Origin of the sequence: Nostoc sp. PCC 7524 (genome assembly GCF_000316645.1) — a bacterium.
Taxonomy (GTDB): Bacteria; Cyanobacteriota; Cyanobacteriia; order Cyanobacteriales; family Nostocaceae; genus Trichormus.
This window is the reverse complement of sequence record NC_019684.1, coordinates 4,167,858-4,188,729: the sequence shown is the minus strand read 5'-3', so window position 1 is coordinate 4,188,729 and position 20,872 is coordinate 4,167,858. Positions and strand designations below refer to the sequence as shown.

Annotated in this window: 19 protein-coding genes; 9 read left to right on the top strand and 10 right to left on the bottom strand. The window is 41.4% G+C overall.

Annotation, left to right across the window (positions count from 1 at the left end; translation table 11 throughout):
• Window positions 1-53: 53 nt before the first annotated feature.
• The 5 genes from NOS7524_RS16630 to NOS7524_RS16610 all read right to left on the bottom strand — a co-directional run bounded on the left by NOS7524_RS16630 (window position 54) and on the right by NOS7524_RS16610 (window position 4,894).
• The gene (locus NOS7524_RS16630) at window positions 54-782 is read right to left on the bottom strand and encodes a DUF3891 family protein (protein ID WP_015139654.1); all 729 of its coding nucleotides are present in this window, start codon (window positions 780-782) and stop codon (window positions 54-56) included.
• Window positions 783-940: 158 nt separating this feature from the next.
• Window positions 941-1,633, bottom strand: a complete 693-nt coding sequence (locus tag NOS7524_RS16625) for a manganese catalase family protein (RefSeq protein ID WP_015139653.1) — start codon at window positions 1,631-1,633, stop codon at window positions 941-943.
• A 122-nt stretch (window positions 1,634-1,755) separates the two neighbouring features.
• The gene (locus NOS7524_RS16620) at window positions 1,756-2,028 is read right to left on the bottom strand and encodes a GlsB/YeaQ/YmgE family stress response membrane protein (RefSeq protein WP_015139652.1); all 273 of its coding nucleotides are present in this window, start codon (window positions 2,026-2,028) and stop codon (window positions 1,756-1,758) included.
• A gap of 330 nt (window positions 2,029-2,358) precedes the next feature.
• On the bottom strand, window positions 2,359-3,741 hold the full coding sequence (gene hemN, locus NOS7524_RS16615; protein WP_015139651.1) for an oxygen-independent coproporphyrinogen III oxidase: 1,383 nt from the start codon (window positions 3,739-3,741) through the stop codon (window positions 2,359-2,361).
• A gap of 439 nt (window positions 3,742-4,180) precedes the next feature.
• On the bottom strand, window positions 4,181-4,894 hold the full coding sequence (locus NOS7524_RS16610) for a biliverdin-producing heme oxygenase (RefSeq protein ID WP_015139650.1): 714 nt from the start codon (window positions 4,892-4,894) through the stop codon (window positions 4,181-4,183).
• 249 nt (window positions 4,895-5,143) lie between these two features.
• Between NOS7524_RS16610 and NOS7524_RS30145 the strand changes: the two genes are divergently transcribed.
• A complete protein-coding gene (locus tag NOS7524_RS30145; RefSeq protein WP_015139649.1) occupies window positions 5,144-5,308 on the top strand; it encodes a hypothetical protein in 165 nt (54 codons plus the stop codon).
• A gap of 65 nt (window positions 5,309-5,373) precedes the next feature.
• A complete protein-coding gene (gene acsF, locus NOS7524_RS16605; RefSeq protein WP_015139648.1) occupies window positions 5,374-6,450 on the top strand; it encodes a magnesium-protoporphyrin IX monomethyl ester (oxidative) cyclase in 1,077 nt (358 codons plus the stop codon).
• Between the two features lie 183 nt (window positions 6,451-6,633).
• Here the strand turns inward: acsF and NOS7524_RS16600 are convergent, their stop codons facing one another.
• Window positions 6,634-7,494 (bottom strand): isocitrate lyase/PEP mutase family protein, encoded by an 861-nt coding sequence (locus tag NOS7524_RS16600; RefSeq protein WP_015139647.1) that lies wholly within the window; start codon window positions 7,492-7,494, stop codon window positions 6,634-6,636.
• A 150-nt stretch (window positions 7,495-7,644) separates the two neighbouring features.
• Here NOS7524_RS16600 and NOS7524_RS16595 point away from each other — a divergent pair, with 150 nt between their 5' ends.
• The 6 genes from NOS7524_RS16595 to NOS7524_RS16570 all read left to right on the top strand — a co-directional run bounded on the left by NOS7524_RS16595 (window position 7,645) and on the right by NOS7524_RS16570 (window position 15,687).
• Window positions 7,645-8,415: a Red chlorophyll catabolite reductase (RCC reductase) gene (locus NOS7524_RS16595; RefSeq protein WP_015139646.1), complete on the top strand. Its 771-nt coding sequence runs from the start codon at window positions 7,645-7,647 to the stop codon at window positions 8,413-8,415.
• Between the two features lie 26 nt (window positions 8,416-8,441).
• Window positions 8,442-9,485: a nitrilase-related carbon-nitrogen hydrolase gene (locus tag NOS7524_RS16590; protein ID WP_015139645.1), complete on the top strand. Its 1,044-nt coding sequence runs from the start codon at window positions 8,442-8,444 to the stop codon at window positions 9,483-9,485.
• A 182-nt stretch (window positions 9,486-9,667) separates the two neighbouring features.
• Window positions 9,668-11,086 (top strand): aldehyde dehydrogenase family protein, encoded by a 1,419-nt coding sequence (locus NOS7524_RS16585; protein ID WP_015139644.1) that lies wholly within the window; start codon window positions 9,668-9,670, stop codon window positions 11,084-11,086.
• Between the two features lie 139 nt (window positions 11,087-11,225).
• On the top strand, window positions 11,226-11,672 hold the full coding sequence (locus tag NOS7524_RS16580; protein WP_015139643.1) for a DUF3598 family protein: 447 nt from the start codon (window positions 11,226-11,228) through the stop codon (window positions 11,670-11,672).
• Between the two features lie 135 nt (window positions 11,673-11,807).
• On the top strand, window positions 11,808-13,196 hold the full coding sequence (gene hisS, locus NOS7524_RS16575) for a histidine--tRNA ligase (RefSeq protein ID WP_015139642.1): 1,389 nt from the start codon (window positions 11,808-11,810) through the stop codon (window positions 13,194-13,196).
• Window positions 13,197-13,554: 358 nt separating this feature from the next.
• Window positions 13,555-15,687 carry an NHLP family bacteriocin export ABC transporter peptidase/permease/ATPase subunit gene (locus NOS7524_RS16570; RefSeq protein WP_442789479.1) on the top strand — a complete coding sequence of 711 codons (2,133 nt, stop codon included), beginning with the start codon at window positions 13,555-13,557 and terminating at the stop codon, window positions 15,685-15,687.
• A gap of 334 nt (window positions 15,688-16,021) precedes the next feature.
• Here NOS7524_RS16570 and NOS7524_RS31005 read toward each other — a convergent pair whose 3' ends face one another.
• From NOS7524_RS31005 to NOS7524_RS30135, 4 genes are all read right to left on the bottom strand, one after another.
• Window positions 16,022-16,144, bottom strand: coding sequence for a hypothetical protein (locus tag NOS7524_RS31005; RefSeq protein WP_015139640.1), 123 nt, complete (start codon window positions 16,142-16,144; stop codon window positions 16,022-16,024).
• A gap of 406 nt (window positions 16,145-16,550) precedes the next feature.
• The gene (locus NOS7524_RS30140) at window positions 16,551-16,721 is read right to left on the bottom strand and encodes a hypothetical protein (RefSeq protein ID WP_015139639.1); all 171 of its coding nucleotides are present in this window, start codon (window positions 16,719-16,721) and stop codon (window positions 16,551-16,553) included.
• A gap of 46 nt (window positions 16,722-16,767) precedes the next feature.
• Window positions 16,768-17,724 carry a terpene synthase family protein gene (locus tag NOS7524_RS16565; protein WP_015139638.1) on the bottom strand — a complete coding sequence of 319 codons (957 nt, stop codon included), beginning with the start codon at window positions 17,722-17,724 and terminating at the stop codon, window positions 16,768-16,770.
• A 481-nt stretch (window positions 17,725-18,205) separates the two neighbouring features.
• Window positions 18,206-18,358: a hypothetical protein gene (locus tag NOS7524_RS30135; RefSeq protein ID WP_015139636.1), complete on the bottom strand. Its 153-nt coding sequence runs from the start codon at window positions 18,356-18,358 to the stop codon at window positions 18,206-18,208.
• A 307-nt stretch (window positions 18,359-18,665) separates the two neighbouring features.
• Here NOS7524_RS30135 and NOS7524_RS16555 point away from each other — a divergent pair, with 307 nt between their 5' ends.
• Window positions 18,666-20,807, top strand: a complete 2,142-nt coding sequence (locus tag NOS7524_RS16555) for an NHLP bacteriocin export ABC transporter permease/ATPase subunit (protein ID WP_015139635.1) — start codon at window positions 18,666-18,668, stop codon at window positions 20,805-20,807.
• Window positions 20,808-20,872 lie beyond the last annotated feature (65 nt).

Here is a 20,872-nt window from a genome sequence, read left to right as displayed (position 1 = left end):
GAGTGCTGAGTCAAAAATTTTATTGGCACAACCGGAATAATTTAGCCACACTACTAGCTTTTGATAAAAGTCCACTCCAGCACTTTGATCGGTGCTTGTTGCAGTGCTTGAGTCAGTTCAGCGTTACTATCGAACTTGACTTGCTCTAAGTTATAAGCCTCAATATTGACTGTAAATTTATCATCTTCAAATGGCCAAGGTTGCACAGTTACCAAATGATCACTACGCTGCATGATGTCATAACGTTGACCGTCAGGCCCCTGACTAATTTCTAAAAATCTCTCATCGGCAGGTAGTTCATGCTGACATAGAATCAAAGATAAGCGATCGCACCACTGCATAAAAGCATAGGCTGCATCTACATCTTCTGTCTGCAAGCCTAGTTCCTCTCGCCAACGCTGTTGGTTGTGCAGTTGTTCATCCAGAAATTGATTTAGTTCAGGAGACTCACCACGTTTTGGTTCATTTAAACGACTGAGGTGTTTGGAAATTAATAAAGTTACCCAACGGCCTCGATAACGAGCATTACTCACCAAATCAGCCAGCTTCTCGACTGAGGTGTCTTTGCTCATAGTGAAGTCCCTGGGCGCACCCGCTTCAGTTAGATTATCTTCCTCCCACTCTTTTTCTAAATCATCGTGATGAGAAATAGCGGCGAGTGTTTCATATATTCGTAGTGGAGAATTTTTGCGTCGCCACTGTCCTGCTAATTGTGCTGCTAACAAAGCATGAGCGCGATGGTAGATAACTTCCCATCCATTTTGTGTTGCATTAACAATCACAAATTCATCTCCCGATGTTAGGTAAGGGATTGGGGACTGGGGATTGGGGATTGGGGATTGGGGATTGGGGACTAGGCAAAAACTTCTACCTTGTCTCCCTTGTCTCCCCTCACTCCCTCATCCTCCCCTACTCCCCTACTTCCTCTATCTGCTTGCAATTAAGAACGTCTTTCCAATGGGTTAGCAATGTATTTGAATGTAGGCTCTGAATTCCAAGGGCCACGTTCATCATGACCATTGCCATTAGTAGACAGATTGTAGTAAATATCTACAGTTTCATCTGGCTGAATATTACCAAATAAGGGATCTGTTAACTTACCCAATGAGTCTAGAGCCTTCATAAACATTTGGGTATGAGACACTTCTCTTGTGAGCAAATGAACTAAAGTGTCTTTAGTTCCTTGATCGGGACATAGTTTAATTAACTCTTCGTAGGTTTGACGAGCGCCAGCTTCAGCTGCAATATTAGCTCTCAAATCTCGCACAACGTCGCCACCTTCATTGACGTAATTTGCTGTCCAAGCATTACCTTGACTATCAAGAAAGTGAGGCCCCATACCTCTGACAGCAAAGAGAGTGCTTTTATAAGCCTCTGTTTGATCCACATTTTTAGTGTGACCTTCGATGAGTCTACCAACCATCTCTAAATGCCCAAATTCTTCGATGGCAATGTCTTGCAACATATCGCGAATTCCAGCATTTTCAACGTGAAATGATTGTACCCAATATTGCAACGCTGCTGATAATTCTCCTGTTGCTCCCCCGAATTGCTCTAAAAGTAACTGAGCAAAACGTGGATTAGCTTCATCAATCTTTACTGTATGAATAGGCTCTTTTTTATGGAAAAACATGAGCTGCCTCTGCAATTAATTTCAACAGCAAGAAAATTAATCAAGCGTTGCAATTTGCCAGCTTGATTTCTTGCAAAAAACTTTTCCTTGACACCTTGTCTGTTTACTATTGACTTATGCAACTAGACGCTGCGGCTTCTGCTGATTAATCCCCATAGGTAGATGGCAATCATTGCCCCAATGATGGCTATTAACAGTCCGGGAATACTTAAACCAGTCGCCGTCAGTTGTAACGTTCCTGTTGCAAATAGGCTATACAAACTACCACCGATAAATGCGCCGATGATACCTAAAATCATTGTGCCAAGGATACCACCACCTTGATGTCCTGGATAAATCGCCTTAGCGATCGCACCAGCCAATAGTCCTAAGATTACCCACGCAATAATATTCATATAATCTCCTCAAAAGTTTTATCTTTACTCAGATTAACAGCTTTAATTTAGTCTTATTTCTGCCAGATGAAGTAACTTTTGAAGTCAAAAGATAGATATAGTGAATCAATGTGAAAAGTTTTCCGATAATTTATATATAAACAAATTAATATATCTAACAGATTATTAGGCATACTGAATTTTGATGCGCCAGCGTAGGCTACGCCAACAAAAATCAAATATGAGTCTTATGGCTTGCTTTACCATAGGAGTAGGGGATGCTAGGCGAACGAAACCCTAAGCGAACAAGTCAGGACTTTAGTCCTGACTACGAACTTAAAATCATCAGTATTATATGGCGCGGGAGAATTGTTTTTCTTGCATTTGATTATGGTTATCAAAGACAACAGCAATATTCCTTACCAATAACCGACCAATATCTGTAATTTGGATGTGGTTAGTAGATAAATGCACAAGTCCGTCAGCAGCTAATGGCTCTAATAAATTTAGTTCATGGGCAAAATATTGATCAAAATTGATGTGATATTTTTCTGCTATTTCGTGCTTGTGCAGTTGGAAATTAGACATGATGCACATGATGACATCGCGTCTGATAATATCATCGGGCGTAAGTTTAATTCCTTTATTCACAGGTAAAACATCTGCTGCAACCGCTTGGTAATAATCTTTTAAATGCTTATGATTTTGGACATAAGCATCATGCAGCATACTGATAGATGTAGCACCAAAACCAAAGAGGTCAGTACCTGCGTGGGTGGTATAGCCTTGGAAGTTACGCTGAAGGGTGCGGTGACGTTGTGCGATCGCTAGCTCATCGTTAGCCTTAGCAAAATGATCCATCCCAATAAATAAATACTGGCTATTCGTCAGTTCTTCAATGGTCATTTTGAGAATTTCTAACTTTTCTTGTGGTTGCGGTAAAGCTGCCACAGGAATATTTTTTTGGGCTGGTTTTAACCAAGGTACATAGGCAAAGTTAAACACAACAATCCGGTCAGGATCTAAGGCAATAGTCTTTTTCACCGTGTCGCGAAAGGTTTGTAAACTTTGATAGGGTAAACCATAAATTAGGTCTACATTTACACTTGTAAACTTAGCCGCTTTAATCCAACTCATGACATCAAATAACATTTCTTCCGGCTGGACGCGGTTAACAGCTAATTGCACCTGGGGGTTAAAATCTTGGATACCAAAACTAATCCGATTAAACCCTATTTCTCTGAGAAAGAAAATGTAATCTTCATCAACGTAGCGGGGATTAATCTCAATAGAAACTTCTGCTTGTGGATCAAGGTTAAAATTGCTAGTAATTTGTCGCCACAAAAATTCTACTTGCTCACAATCTAAATAATTGGGTGTACCACCACCCCAATGAATTTGCAGTACCTTTCTACCGTGATCAATCAATGATGCTGTATGTGCAATTTCTCGCGCCAAATTTTCTAAGTAAGGTTTGGCAATATTCTTATTGTTAGAAATTACTGTATTGCAACCGCAAAAGTAACAAGCACTCTGACAAAAAGGAATATGGAAATACAAAGACAGAGGTGATTTTCTGTGATTTGAGGCGGCGATCGCGTTGCGAAAATCTTTCTCGGTAAATCCTTCCGCTAACTGTGTAGCTGGTGGGTAACTCGTGTATCTAGGTGCAGGAGTGTCATACTTTTGAATCAAATCCAAATCAAATTTGACACCAGATGAAATAAAAACCATCAAAGCCTCCAGGGTACTTTGACCACACCACCTAGTGCTACTTTGCGGAATTCCCTACATAAAGGCACACCTACACAATTTAAAAACTCATTTTTACTAAGTTTTTAAATTTTGCTGATTTACTTTTACTTCCGCTATCGTTGACTGGTGGTTGGTCTTAAGGATATATGAGATTGGGGATTGGGGACTGGGAAGAAAGACAAAGACTTTCATGCTTTCGTTGTTAGCTTAAAAGTCTGTGACAGCCTAGCTGTTTTCTAGTTTAAATATCAATGCTAGAGTGTGATGTGTCGATTTAAACTAAAAGTGGGGAGTGGGGAGTGGGGAGTGGGGAGTGGGGAGTAGGGAGTGGGGGCATAAGGGTGTAGAGAAAAAGAAACGCTCCCTTTTCTTCACTATTGCCTGTAACCTGTCACCTGTCACCTGTCCCCTGCTTTCCTCACATTGCAGGTGCTTCAGTGCTACCGGGGTTACTGTTGTGAGTTAAGCTATTAAACACTACTTGACCAATCGCTTTGATTAAACTTCCCTCTAGTTCTCTAGCCATTTGCATATTGAATTGGAAAGCAATATTTGCTTCTGCAACGATGCGATCGCCTGTGGCATCATCAATAGTTAATGAGTCTAATGCCTGACGATACTGATCTTTAAATACTTTCTTGTCAGGAATTTGCTCAAAATTATAGAAAGATGTGCCTTCGTAGCCTGACAACCTCAAAGTTGACTGAGCAATTTTTTGCAGCATTTGCCCCCCAGATAGATCCCCCATGTAGCGGGTATAGCTATGGCCAATCAGCAAGGCAGGATCATGAGCAGAAAGTTCTCGAATGCGGTTGATGTATGCCTGGGCGCTGGTTGAGGGTGTAATAAGACTGCGCCACTCACTACCATAGTAAAATACCATGTCTGTTTCTAAAGCAGCTTGACGATTGAGTTCGGGGAAGTAAACTGCACCAACTATCGGATGACGAGCATGACTTTGGATAGCAGTTTCTAGTTCACTGTAGACAAAATACAAATTGCTCAAAAACTTGGCAAAGCACTCCTTATCTACAACTCCCTTCAAAAAACATTTCATGAATCCCACGTTTTCTGCTGCTGTGTGAGCTTTTTGAGTGCCAGAACGCAGTTTGACAGCTAAATTGCTACTCATTGTTGCTTCCTTAATTTTTCAGTTTTCAGGCAGTCACGCTGACAGACGCACGATGGCTGCCAATTAACAGTCAATGTCAAGGTGAAAGGATTGTTATTCTGGGTTTAGAAAGGATCTGTATGACACTATCTAGCAACTATCACTCTCGATACAGATCTTGGCTGTTTTCATATCTCCCAAACTCATTTAACTATTAATGCTTGTATAACTACATAGCTATTAATATTTTTTTATATTTCTCTTCATTTAATGAAATATATGGGGACTGGGGATTGGGGACTGGGGATTGAGCAACATCTCTTGCAGCAAGTCTCTGCAACCATTTTGTTTGAGCAACAATTAAAAGCAACACCTTTTGCTGTCACCTGTCACCTGTCACCTGTATTTATCTATCCCAATCCCCAGATTTTTTAACTGATGTGTCCAAATATAATTTTATGTTTATATAGTTATTAAAACCTTAAAAATCAAGGAGTCTCATGGTTAATACTCTTGCAACTCCAGAGCCTCAGACGCTAAAGCCAGGTGTGAAAGCACCTGTTCAGGAAACATTATTAACACCCCGGTTTTACACCACCGACTTTGATGCAGTGGCAAATTTGGATATTTTAGCCAATGAGACGGAGATTCGGGCAATTGTCGAAGAACTGCGGGCGGACTACAACCGTCATCACTTTGTGCGTGATGATGAGTTTAAGCAAAATTGGGATCACATTACTGGGGAAAAGCGCCGGGCTTTTATTGACTTTTTAGAGCGTTCTTGTACTTCCGAGTTTTCTGGATTTCTGTTGTTTAAAGAGCTATCACGCCGTATTAAAGACCGTAATCCCTTGTTGGCAGAGGCCTTTAATTATATGGCACGGGATGAAGCACGCCATGCGGGATTTTTGAATAAATCAATGGCGGATTTAAATCTTTCCCTAGACTTAAACTATTTAACCAAAAACCGCACATATACCTTTTTCCCGCCAGAGTGGGTAATTTACACAGTCTACCTATCGGAGAAAATTGGTTACTGGCGGTATATTTTGGTGCATAAGCATATGCAGGAGCATCCAGAATATCAGTTTTATCCGCTATTCCGTAAGTTTGAGAGTTGGTGTCAAGATGAGAATCGCCACGGGGATTTCTTTAAAGCAGTGTTGCGATCGCAGCCCAAATTATGGAAAAGTTGGAAGGCTCGCTTATGGGTGCGTTTCTTTTTATTAACTGTGTTTGCTACCCATACAATGACCGTATTTGAACGGGCTAGCTTTTACGAAGCCATTGGTATCCATCCCCGCAAGTACAACAACAGAGTCATTCAAGAAACTAATAATACCTCAGCCAGAGCATTTCCTATCATCTTGAATACCAATCACCCGGAATTTTTCTGGCGATTAGAACAGTGTTCGGAAAATAACTTGAAATTAGTGGCAATTCAAAAGAATAAATTGCCCAAATTTGTGAAATTTTTCCAAAGAATCCCACCCGCGATCGCCATCTTTTGGAATATGTTGCGGTTGTATCTCATCAAGCCAATTGATACTGAAGCTACACGCGGTACAGTTATGTAATTAATCGGAATCTTTGCTCAGTTATTTTCGCTTCCATATAAGGTTGTAAATCTCTGCGTAAATTGCTACTTCTTATTTTGAGTTTTTTGTATTAATACTTTGGTGTTGCTTATTCAGATTTTAAAAGCTCACGCAGAGGCGCAAAGAAGAGCGCCAGAGATCATGCGTTTTCCTGATGCTAACTTACTTAAACTTTTTTTCCATTTGCAGAAATCGGGGAACGCCTACGAGTTCTTGAAAATCTTGAAAATTAACTAAATTATTCAAATTAGCTGTAGTTCCCTGTTGTTTCAAATGAGTTAAACAATTGGTGAGTGTTTCGGTGACTGCTAATAACCCAGTGAGGGGGAAAAAGACGATTTTAAAACCTAAATTTTGTAACTCAGCCGCCGTAAGTGAGGGAGTTTTACCACCTTCAACGATGTTAGCGACTAATGGGACATCAGGGAAAGCTGCTGCGATCGCTTGTAATTCTTCTACAGATTGCGGTGCTTCTACAAAGAGTATATCGGCTCCGGCGGCAATGTAAGCACGACCACGAGCGATCGCTTCCTCTAAACCCAGTGGCGCACGGGCATCAGTACGGGCAATAATTACTAAACCACTATCACCCCGCGCCTCAACTGCGGCTCTAATTTTTCCGGCGTGTTCGGCTGTGGGGATAACTCGCTTCCCTTCAAAATGACCACACTTTTTCGGCCATTCTTGATCTTCTAGCAACACACCCGCCACATCCAACTGCACAGCATCCTTGATAGTCCGCATCACATTTAAAGCATTGCCATAACCGGTATCTAAATCTGCAATTAAGGGAACACTCACCGATTGAGCAATTCGCCCTATACTGTAGAGCATTTCGGTAGCGGTGAGAAAACCATAATCTGGTAAACCTAAAGTAGAAGCCGCAATCCCAAAACCACTGGTAGCCACTACCTCAAAACCTATCTTTTGAGCCAACTTGGCACTGAGACAGTCATAGACACCGGGAATCACGATAATTTCAGGACGTGCTAGTAACTGTCGCAGTGTTTGGCTAGAAGACATGGTGAGTAATTTTGAACGCGTAATTCGTAATTTAAGAACACAGAGAACAAAAAATCAAGGTCAAGATAAATTCTGGCGCAAGTGAGATGTGCAGGTTTTGCGTCTCAGTTAACCTTGTTGGCATTCACACTAAGGGAGTCTGTGCAAACTATGCTGGAACAGCAAACTATGTTAGATAATACAGTCGTATTTGAGTATTTATGGAATATTACACAAGAACTGCGGCAGAAATTAGATGCTCGGTTTGAGACACATCCCGATTCTTCTACCCAAGAATTACACAGTTACTCTGCTCAGGTGGGCGCTGCTCACGGCTCACTCAATACTTTTTCTGGTGCAGAAATCGATTGGTTAGTGCATTCATGGCTACGCGATCCGATTTCTGGCTTTAGCAATATGCACCTAACAGTTTGGCTAAAACCACACATCCGCGTCCCTCATTTGGCTTGTGCCTTTAGTACGTTTCCGCAACTAGGCATTTTATTTTACATGGATTACATTCCGCGTACTGATTTATTTATTGACATAGAATATCTCGATCGCTACTATGAACCCGTTAACCAAACATACCTGAGACTACAGGCCGATTCACGTTTTGAACCATTTATTAGTAAAACTTTATATATCCGGCAAGCCCAATCTCACACCAGTTTGTGTTACACATTTCCAGAACATGAGGAAACCTTAGCTTTAGTTCGCACAGTTGCCCATGAAATGCTGGATCGGTGGTTGTCTTGGGTAGATACAGCCGAAGTTGTAGCAGAGTCGGAACGCCCCGCATTAGCTGAACGGGACTTATTTGTAAGGCGAACGATCGCAGAACGTGATCCAGATAATCAAGTGGCTGTGCGGTTCTTTGGCGAAGCAATGACAGATAAACTGGTGCGATCGCTTTGGGGTGGCGATCGTATACTTACTTGATAGGCAATCTTAATACAGCAGCGAGCATGGCGAATAATACTGATACTATCGAATCATTTCGTGCTTTGGCATTGCAGGTTACTTGTCATGCCGTCAATCAAGCACGCGATCGCCAAGAAGTCGGGTTACTGATGCAAAAAACTATCACCCGCTTGGCACAACAAATCGCCGCCAGTATTGCATTTATTGGTTTTGACTGTCGTTTAATTGTCCTACCAGAATACTTCCTCACAGGTTTTCCTATGGGGGAATCTATGGAAGCATGGGCAAACAAAGCCTGTTTAGAAATGGACGGTGCTGAATATGAAGCCCTTGGTAAAATTGCCCAAAAATATCAAATATTTTTAGCTGGTAACGCCTACGAACTTGATCCCAATTTTCCGGGTTTGTACTTTCAAACCTGCTTTGTCATTGATCCATCTGGTACAGTTGTCTTGAGATATCGGCGGCTAAATTCCATGTTTGCCCCTACACCCCATGATGTTTGGGATAAATACCTGGATTGCTACGGCTTAGAAGGAGTTTTCCCCGTAGCGAAAACTGCCATTGGTAACTTAGCGGCTTTAGCTTCAGAGGAAATTTTATACCCAGAAGTTGCGAGGTGTTTAGCCATGCGTGGTGCAGAAATTTTTCTGCATTCCACCTCCGAAGTTTATAGTAAAAATCTCAGCGTTAAAGACGCAGCCAAAATCACCCGCGCCGTAGAAAATATGGCTTATGTAGTGTCAGCAAATACTGGTGGACTAAGTAATAGTTCTATCCCTAGTGGTTCAGTAGATGGTGGCTCAAAAATCATCGACCATCGTGGGATAGTATTAGCAGAGACAGGTGCAGGGGAAAGTATGGCAGCATTTGCAGAGATAGATTTAGTAGGATTAAGGCGCGATCGCCACCGTCCAGGGTTAAATAATTTACTTTCCCGTCAGCGATGGGAATTATATGCTCAAAGTTACAACCAGTCAAAATTTTACCCACCCAACACCATGCTAAATCCAGCAGTAGACCGCAAACATTTTATCCAAACCCAAGAGCAAACTATTAAACGTTTGAGCGAGTTGGGGATAATTTGATAGGGAGCAGAGGGGCAGGGGGCAGAGGGGCAGGGGAGGCAGGGGAGGCAGGGGAGGCAAGGGAGAATTTTTACCCAGTTCCCAGTTCCCAATCCCCAATCCCCAATCCCCAGTCCCCAATCCCCAATCCCCAATCCCCAGTCCCCAGTCCCCAGTCCCCAATCCCCAGTCCCCAGTCCCCAATGACTAACCCCATAGAAGTACGCAATCCTCGTACTGGCAAATTTGATTATGTAATTATCCCGCCTCCACCTAGGTTGCTAGCACAGCAATGTAACCGGGCGCGGCGGGCGCAAACTCGCTGGTATCAACTGGGTGTAGAAGGTAGAATTGCAGCCTTACAGGAATGGAAGCAAGCGATATTGTCTGAACGCCAACAACTGACAGAAGCTTTAGTTAATGATACCGGTAGATTATCCATATCAATATTAGAAATTGATTCTTTCCTGGCCAGTATTGACCGTTGGTGTGATTTAGCACCCGATTTACTGCAAGAATCTGCTAAAAATACCAGCATCCCGTTTATCGCCTTGCAACAAACATCAGTTCCCTACAGCTTAGTTGGGGTAATTAGTCCGTGGAATTTTCCCTTGTTGCTGTCGATGATTGATACCATCCCGGCGTTGCTGGCGGGTTGTGCTGTAATTGTTAAACCTAGTGAAATTGCTCCTCGTTTTGTTGCGCCTTTATTAATAGCACTCAATAACGTTCCCAACCTACGAGATGTCTTAATTTTTCTTGAGGGCGCAGGGGAGACGGGAGCAGCTTTAATTGACTATGTAGATGTGATTTGTTTTACGGGTAGTGTTGTTACAGGACGAAAAGTTGCAGAAGCCGCAGCAAAACGCTTTATCCCGGCGTTTTTAGAATTGGGAGGGAAAGATCCAGCGATCGTTTTAGAATCAGCTGACTTAGACTTAGCTACATCAGCGATTTTGTGGGGTGCTGTCGTCAATACTGGGCAATCATGTCTCTCCATTGAGAGAATTTACGTTGCTGAATCTATATTTGAGGAGTTTTATCATCAACTTATAGCTAAAGCTCATCGTCTTCAGCTAGCCTACCCCAACGTTGAAAGTGGACAAATTGGCCCTATTATCGCCGAAAAGCAAGCCGAAATTATCAAAAATCATCTTACTGATGCAGTAGACAAGGGTGCAGTCATCCACTGCGGTGGTAAAGTTGAGGAATTAGGCGGTGGTTGGTGGTGTCGTCCCACGGTGCTAACCCAAGTCAATCATTCCATGAAAGTAATGACCGAAGAAACTTTCGGCCCCATTATGCCTGTGATGCCATTTCCCAGTGTTGAAGAAGCGGTATACTTAGCCAACGATGCCATATATGGACTCAGTGCAGCCGTGTTTGCTGGTTCGGAAGAAGAAGCCCTACCCGTTGCTCGGCAAATCCAGGCAGGTGCTATTAGTATTAATGATGCGGCTCTGACTGCGATCATGTATGAAGGAGAGAAAAACGCCTTCAAATTCTCAGGTTTGGGCGGTTCCCGCATGGGTGCAGCAGCCCTCAAGCGATTTATGCGAAAACAGGCATTTTTAATTAAAACTAACTCTGCCCATGACCCTTGGTGGTTTGATCATGGGTGATAATTCAATAGTTGTCATGTAGTGTGCATTATGGCGTTAAGCCTAACGCACCACCTAGATTTATACAAGGTGCGTTACGCTGTCGCGTTAACACACCCTACAACGACGACTTAAAGCCGAATATTATCAGGATTTAAAAATGTCTAACATTAAAGAAGGAATGCCTGTACTTGCCCGTCATGAAGGTGATTGGATTGGGATATACACTTTAATCGATACATCAGGAAAAATTCTTGATCAACATGAATCTCATTTAAGTTGTCAATTCCCAGAAGATAGCCCCTATCCTTACTACCAAATTAATCGCTACAAGTGGGCTAATGGTAAACAGGAAGAACATCAATTTCCTGGAACTTATCGTGATCAAACCCTGTGGTTTGATACAGAACGCATTCAAGGCAAAGCTTGGGAAATAGACGACTCTACAGTAATTTTGTGGTTTGCTTACAAAACAGTACCAGAAATGTACTTATATGAAATGATTCAAATTAGTCCAGATAATAATCATCGCGCTCGCACATGGCATTGGTTCAAAAATCATCAAATATACCAACGTACTATTATCCAGGAAGAAAGGCTAAAATAGTAAGCTGCTATTTTCAGATAAATCTGAGGTGCGTTCCATGAGCGATCGCACAATTTTCTGTAAAACTGAAATAGCAACATATTATTCTTAAATAATTGGTAATAATTTCAAGTTGCGACTTGATAAGGTAAACGCATGGCAAAAAGTGACAAAATAAACTTTTCTACTCCTAGTGGCTTTCCTGAATTTCTGCCCAGTGAAAAACGCTTAGAATTATATTTACTAGATACCATCCGTAGAGTTTATGAAAGCTATGGATTCACACCTATTGAAACTCCCGCAGTAGAAAGGTTAGAAGTCTTGCAAGCTAAAGGCAATCAAGGCGACAATATTATTTATGGTATAGACCCGATTCTGCCACCCAATCGCCAAGCAGAAAAAGATAAATCAGGTGAAACAGGTTCAGAAGCTAGAGCTTTAAAATTTGACCAAACTGTGCCTTTAGCAGCGTATATTGCCCGTCACCTAAATGACTTAACCTTTCCCTTTGCTCGTTACCAAATGGATGTAGTTTTTCGAGGGGAACGAGCTAAAGATGGGCGGTTTCGCCAATTTCGTCAGTGTGATATTGATGTCGTAGGGCGGCGTGAACTCAGCCTATTGTATGATGCCCAAATGCCAGCAATTATCACAGAAATCTTTGAGGCAGTTAATATTGGTGACTTTGTAATTCGCATTAACAATCGCAAAATTTTAACTGGATTTTTCCAGTCTTTAGCGATATCAGAAACTCAAATTAAATCTTGTATTGGCATTATTGATAATCTCGAAAAAATTGGCGAAGCTAAAGTTAAGCTAGAATTAGAGAAAGAAGGGATTAATCCAGAGCAAACACAAAAGATTGTTGATTTTATCAAAATCGATGGTGATGTTGATGAAGTGTTAGATAAACTTAAACACCTCTCACGAAACTTGCCAGAATGTGAACAATTTAGTTTAGGTGTCGGCGAATTAGAAACAGTAATTGCAGGTGTGCGGAATCTGGCAGTGCCGGATAAACGTTTTTGTATTGATTTGTCTATTGCCCGTGGTTTAAACTACTATACTGGCACAGTTTACGAAACTACCCTCATAGGACATGAAGCTTTAGGCAGTATCTGCTCCGGTGGCAGATATGAAGAATTAGTCGGGATGTTTTTAGGTGAGAAAATGCCGGGAGTTGGCATTTCTATTGGATTAACTCGCTTAATTAGTCGCTTACTGAAAGCTGGTATTCTCAATACCTTACCTGCAACACCAGCGCAGGTAGTGGTAGTAAATATGCAAGAAGATTTAATGCCGACTTATTTAAAAGTTTCGCAGCAATTACGCCAAGCAGGTATTAATGTTGTGACTAACTTTGATAAACGTCCCTTGGGTAAACAATTCCAAGCAGCAGATAAACAAGGGATTCGCTTCTGTGTGATTATTGGTGCTGATGAAGCAGCCGCACAAAAATCATCACTCAAGGATTTGCAAACAGGTGAACAAGTAGAGGTAGCATTGGCAGATTTAGCTGAAGTAATTAAACAGAAATTGGTATAAAGCAGGAAATAGGGTACAGGAGAAAGGGAACAGTTGTTGTAGAGACGTTGCATGCAACGTCTCTACAGAATTTATTTGGTGCAGCTTCTCATAGAATTGGTATTACGCGCAGGCTGCAAGAGCTACAGCGTTCACGTTTCCGTGTTACGCGCAGGCTGTAGCAGCTTCCGTCTTGACATTTTTTGAATTTAAAATGCAAAATACCCTATCGGGTTCGCGGTAGCGTCTCGTAGAGAAGCGACTTGTCATTATCCTTAAACCTTCTGCCTTTCTTCAGTCAGCAAGGTTTCTGATACTATGAATTCAACTAAATCTATACCTGCCAAAAGTGCGTGTTAGAACCCCTACCGTCTTACAAATGGAAGCAGTCGAATGCGGTGCAGCTTCCTTAGCGATTATTCTTGGCTACTACAATCGCATTGTCCCCTTAGCCGAACTCCGCATTGAGTGTGGGGTTTCCCGTGATGGAAGTAAAGCTTCTAATTTGATTTTGGCTGCTAGACGCTACGGCATGGAAGCCGATGGCTTTAAGGCAGAAGACATAGAACAACTGCAAAAATTGTATCCTCCCTACATTGTGTTTTGGAAATTCAATCACTTCCTGGTAGTGGAAGGATGGAATAAACATTGGGTGTTCCTCAATGATCCTGCTACTGGCCCCCGCAAAATTTCTTGGGAAGAATTTGACGAGGGGTTTACCGGGGTTGTGTTGGTGATGGAACCCGGAGAAGATTTTGCTGAAGGGGGACGTAAACCCAATGTCATCTCAGGATTAATCGACCGATTACAGGGTTCATTTGCTGCCATTCTCTACTGTGTTTTAGCTGGCTTTCTGTTGGTACTGCCCGGTTTAGCGATTCCGGTGTTCAGTCAGGTGTTTGTGGATCAGGTGTTGGTGGAAAATCGTACCGAATGGTTGCGTCCTCTGATTTTAGGGATGTTTCTCACCACGGTATTTCAAGGATTACTGACACTGTTGCGACTGCGTTATTTGCGGAAGCTGAGGATTAAACTGGCTACAGCAATGTCTACGCGCTTCCTATGGCATATTCTCAGATTGCCTATTAGATTTTATGCCCAAAGATATGCCGGAGAAATCAGCAATCGCGCCAGTTTGAATAATAAAGTCGCTCAGGTGCTTTCCGGTCAATTGGCAACTACAGTCATTGATGCGGTGATGGTATTATTTTATGCCTTAGTAATGTTCGCCTATGACGGGGTACTGACGTTAATAGGCATCTGTTTTGCTGCTATCAATGGGTTAACCTTGCAGTGGGTGGCACGATATCGGGTGGATGCTAATCTCCGCTTAGTACAAGATTGGGGGAAAGCAGATGGAGTCAGTATTGCCGCACTCCAAAGTATAGAAACCTTGAAAGCATCGGCATTGGAGTCAGATTTCTTTTGCCGATGGTCTGGTTATTATGCCAAAGCCATCAACGCCCAGCAAGATTTGGCAGTTACGAACCAGATATTAGGAGTTTTGCCAATTCTCCTCAACTCGTTAACTTCCATGTTCATTTTAGTGGTTGGGGGTTGGCGAGTCATGGATGGCAACCTCAGCATCGGGATGTTGGTGGCATTTCAAAGTTTAATGCTGAGTTTTCAGCAGCCTGTGAATACTTTAGTTGATTTCGGTAGTACCGTCCAAGAATTAGAAGGGGATTTGAATCGTTTAGATGATGTTTTAGGTAATTCTCTTGATCCAGAGGTGGAGAAGTCGCAAGTTATCCCTAATCATCAGTCTAAAATATCACTCACAAAGCTGCAAGGTTATGTAGAGTTACGGAATATCACTTTCGGTTACTCCCATGTTGATCCGCCGTTGATTGAGAACTTCAGTTTATCTTTGCAACCAGGACAAAGGATAGCTGTAGTAGGTGCAAGTGGTTCAGGAAAATCTACCCTAGCTAAACTCATTTGTGGACTTTATCAACCTTGGGAAGGGGAGATTCTCTTTGATGGGATTCCCAGAAGCGAGATTCCAAGAGAGGTGTTGGCGAGTTCTCTATCACTGGTGGAACAAGATATTTTTCTGTTTGGGGGTACAGTCAGGGATAACTTAACTTTATGGGATGATACTTTATCAGATGAGCAGCTAATAAAAGCTTGTCAGGATGCAGCAATTCATGAAGCGATCGCACAACTTCCAGGAGGGTATGATGGTCAACTATTGGAAGGTGGTGTAAACTTCAGTGGCGGACAGCAACAACGCCTAGAAATTGCCCGTGCTTTAGTGAAGAATCCGGCAATTTTGGTGATGGATGAAGCGACTTCTGCTTTAGATACCCAGACAGAACAAATTATTATGGAGAATTTGCATCAGCGCAACTGTAGTTGTATTTTAGTAGCGCATCGCTTGAGTACCATTCGGGATTGTGATGAAATTATTGTTTTGGAAGCCGGTAAAGTAGTGCAGCGCGGAACTCATGAGGAATTATGGCAGCAAGGGGGAGTATATCAGCGTTTGATTTCTTCAGAGGAAAGTTAGAGCAGGTGACAGGTGACAGGTGATAGGTGACAGGTGATAGAGTTAAAAGTTTTTGCTTTTGAATTTAAAAAAGGTCATTAAGGTAGCCCAAAAATTTGTAACTGCTAACTGTTATGACCCCAAAATAGCGATGCAGTGCTTTTAATGTTGACCGGGTGACTGGGGGAATTGCCGATACGTCAATTCATCGAGGTAAACCAAATCTTACAGTCTACTAAAAAAGGATTTTGACCTTTGTTAATAGACTGTGGTAAATTCAATGGAAAATTTATTGGCTCGCAACAGCATCGGCCAAATCGGCAGGTTACGATTGCGAGGTTAAGGTTGCCGGAGGTTACAAATGATGTGGATTAAGAACGACGTTACCTCCAGCACTGACTTCCGCCAGGTTGTCAATTTTCTTTAACTCTCTTTTGGCTTGTTCTAGCTTTTTTTGTTCTAGCTTTTTAGTTTTCATAGTGTTTAACCGTGGTCGTTGTTTAATGCTCTACTCTTTTAATTATGCCGTAGTGGATTAATTTAAATTAAATCACGTTATTGCAGAAATTTTGAATGCCGTTACAAAATTTTTATCATTGCTTGTCGGAACATTTTTTAAGACTTTGGTTGTGTTTTCAATCCTATCTTTCTAAGTTGCTGCTCGAATTAAACTTTCAAATATATTCTTCTGTTCACACTTACCTTGAATTTGAATTGGAATATTTTCTGTTAAATAGTAAGCCTTAAATTGTAGGGTGCATTCAAGCAACGCGTAACGCACCAATATTATACGGTGCGTTACGGCTAGATATCATTTGGTAAAATCCACAAATCCTTACATAGCAGTAACACACCCTGCTTAATATTTACTTTATAAATAGGCTCTAACTAATCACACCTCTTTTCAAAGTCACATTGCTAAATTTGTGTACACCTGGTATTTTACTAACGCTTGTACCACCAATGACTTGATTTAGTTGTTCCGCATCGAGTTTATCAAGGATAACATCCAGATTTTTTTGCTCTTGATTGGAATTAATATTATTTAGCTGCATTGCTTTGATTCCTCCAATGGTTAATGATTCTCAAGTTTTGTAGTAGTTACTTGTAATTAGTAACAACAGTTTTGTAGCGTTCGGAAATAAAAAACCAATGACGATGACCACTTATCCAAGATTGCAATCCAGCTATATAACGCTGCATTTCGGCATCTACTAACAAGCTAAAAGAAGGTAGCTGTGAAACTAATTCACAAAATGATTTTACTTCAGCATCGTGCATTTCTTTTACTTGTTGAATTGCTTCTGCTAAAGTGCAGTTACGAGTCTGATGCAGGATGATCACACAATTATGGTATTGTCCTGCTTCATATTCCTTCTGACATGAAATGATATCGTTTGACCACAATACGATGTTATTAGTCGTTAACCTGAGAGCTTGTATAGTGGGATGATTAACAAACTCTGAACCAAACTCCATTTCCTCAACCAACTCAATTAAATCTAATAAAGGATAACCTCCTCCAATGTAAGCACGCATCTTCAGATAAGTGTTAAGAGTTGGTTTTATCCTTGCACAAATGTTTCTGGACTCCCAAGCTGAACCATGAATAAAACCTTCAACGTTTTGGATAAAATTATTGTAGCAATTCACTGAGCATTGCCTTTTCACTCTCTGACGAATATTTGCCAAAGCATGAGTTAGTGGTTCATCTTCCTTTACAGGATTAATACCTTTAAGAATCTCAATCAAGCGATGATTAAGTTGCCAGAGATAGTCAATTTTTTCCTGTATTGCCATGTCTTCGCTTTTATCATCATAGATAAATGCCCAACCTAGAAAATCTGTAATTATCTCCAAAGACGTTATAGAAGCAGTAGGATAAGTATAGGCTGCTAAGAGATGAAGTTTAATCGCTAAGACTTTGCGAATTGTAGAATCATTGACTAAACTAAAACTATTTAGCCATTCTAAGAAGTGTAATTCTGCATCTTGAGCATTTGTATTAATAGAGGATGAGAAAGGATAAGTGAAAGTGGGGATTGTAAATAATTCCATATTTTTGTCCTGTAATTTTTTTAGCCAAGCTAATCGTCATTCATTTTTCCAGACTCATTAGCTTGTAGTAAGGGCTTTAGCCCTGTTTTTATGCAACTTAAATACTCATTAGCTTATGGCTCTTTGAGTTATCCTGTCAAAATGAGTTTTCGATGTTTATCGAAAATAGATTGTGTATCCAGAGTCCATATAAAATATATTGATTTTTTTACATAGTGCTTCTGTCACACCTGACAAAGTAGGCTGTTTGAGATTGTCCACCAGTTACGCTATCTAGCTGTTTCAAATTGAGTAATTGAATTTGTGCTTTATTGCAGTTTAATTGTTGTGGATTTGTGGGCTTTCGTTTGTTGATTTTCATGCCGTTGCACTCAGATAAAATATATAAAAAGCCCATTTCTAAGAATATTTAAAATGGGCTAAATTGCATGGTAGAGTTTCATTGATTTACTCAATACTTGCCATGCTTTATTTTGGAAATTTAGTAAGCTCCTCTCCATTCTGGTATAGTGGGAGTTACTAAATCATCGGGACGAGGCCTTCCTGAAACCGCACCAGCAGATATCTGATTCAATTCATCCAGTGACAGTTTTTCTGTAGGTTGTTGTTTGGTTTGCAGTTGTTTGTTTTTCATGTTTTTAATCCTTGAGTGTAATGTTGGGTTTTAACCCCTTCCCTCGCTACATACGACAGTCAAAATTTTTTATGCACTATCTGCCGTTGATGAATGGAAAAATATTTAAGTAGAACGACTTGAAAAAAAACGAACTATGTAAAGTAACGTAAAAAAATTGCATTTAGTTCGTAGTAAGGACTTTAGTCCTCTCATAAGGACTAAAGTCCTTACTACAAACCTTTAATTATTTACACCGTTCTACTTAATTGGGCATGATCACTCATCCATCTGGTAAAATTCAGGACACGATAATACACCCTGTCCCATGACAGAAAAAGCCTTACAGGAATTAGCATCAATCCTGAATCCCACCGCCAACATTCCCCTAGGAGAAACGCCCCTATTAATTGCTGTGGGTGCTGTCGGGAAAGCATTGGGTATAACTATTCGTCCTCCCGCCAAATCCGAAAATCTGAGTGGACACGATGCAAACTTGGAAGGAATAGCCCGTGCTTCTGGTTTCCGTATCCGTCGAGTTACCCTCACCCCCAACTGGTGGAAAAATGATTGTGGAACTCTTGTGGCTTTTACTCAAGAAGACAATCAACCTGTTGCTTTACTAAAAGTTAAATCTACTCGCTATGAAATACTTGACCCTGTAGAATTGACGCGCACTCCTGTTAACCGTCAAACTGCTGCTAAACTCGCTGCGATCGCCTATACTTTTTATCGTCCTTTACCAGATAAAGAAATTACTCTGGTGGATATCCTGCAATTTACTCTGCAAGTCAGTACCGCAGACTTACTAAAAATTCTCGTGGTGGGAGTAATTGCAACTTTGTTTACAATGTTTACCCCGCAAATTACGGGTATTATTATCGACTATGCCATTCCTGATGCAAACCGCAAATTATTAATCCAGATGGGTTTGGGATTGTTAGCGGCTAGCTTTGGAGTGGTGATATTTCAATTAGCTCAAGCTTTTGCCCTGCTCAGATTACAAACTAAAGTTAGTTATGATACCCAAGCGGCTGTTTGGGATAGATTGCTGAAACTCAAACCTGCGTTTTTTCGCTCCTATTCCACAGGGGATTTATATAACCGCGTCTCTGCTATTAGTCAAATTCGCAACCGACTAAGCGGTGCAATTTTGCGAATTTTATTTACCAGTGTCTTCTCATTGTTAAATTTGGGACTACTGCTATTTTATAGTTCTACTCTGGCATTAGTGGCGATCGCGATCGCTCTGCTCATATTTCTAGTTACTACTATCATTAGTCTCATCACCCGCCAAAAATCCCGTCCCCTCCAGCAGCTTGCGGGGGAAATTCTGGGACTAACAGTGCAGTTAATCGGTGGCGTATCTAAACTGCGAGTTGCGGCTGCTGAATCAGAGGCGTTTGCTTGCTGGGCGAAAAAATACACTCAGCAGATAAAACTGATGTTGAGTACCCAATTTATTGAAGATGTGCTGACTGTCTTTAATGTGATGATGCCAACAGTCAGTTCAATTCTAGTTTTTACTTTGGCTGTTTCCTTAATTGAACAGTCTGAGGGAGAAACAAAATTATCTACCGGCACATTTCTAGCATTTAATATTGCCTTTGCGACATTTATCACGAGCGCGACGAGATTAAGCAACACCGTCATAGAGATTTTAGATATCACAATTTTATGGGAACGCGCTCAACCTATTTTAAAAACAACACCGGAAGTAGATCTGGAAAAATTTCATCCTGGCAAGCTTTCCGGGCAACTGAAATTACATCAAGTTAGCTTTCGTTATCGCTCAGATAGTTCTTTAATTCTAGATAATATCACCCTAGAAGCCAAAGCCGGAGAATTTATTGCTATTGTCGGGCCATCGGGAAGTGGCAAGTCTACTATTTTGCGATTGTTGTTGGGATTTGAAACTCCAGAGACGGGAACAATCTCTTATGATGGCAGAGATTTATCTGGGTTGGATGTTGCAGCCGTGCGCCGACAATTAGGGGTAGTGCTGCAAAATGGGCGCATTATGAGTGGTTCGATTTGGGAGAATATTGCCGGAGGTGCAATTGTTACCCAAGATGAAGCTTGGTTAGCATTGCAGATGGCTGGATTAGCCGATGATGTGGCAGCAATGCCGATGGGGATACATACGATTATTTCTGAAGGCGGCGGCAACCTTTCCGGGGGACAGCGACAACGGTTATTTATTGCCCGTGCATTGGTACATAAACCGCAGATTTTACTGTTTGATGAGGCAACATCGGCGTTAGATAATTACACTCAGGCGATCGTGACTCAAAGTTTAGCTCAATTGGGTGTTACTCGTGTAGTTATTGCCCATCGTTTGAGTACGATTCGTCATGCAGATGTAATTTATGTGCTGCAAGCAGGGAAGATAATACAGCAGGGAAGTTTTGAAGAATTAGCTGCCGTTGAGGGGTTATTTGCTGATTTGATGGCGCGACAGAAGACGTAATTTGTCCAGTCCGAGAGCATAGCTTATCAATTGCCTGCGATCGCGTATCAATCGGTATCTGATGG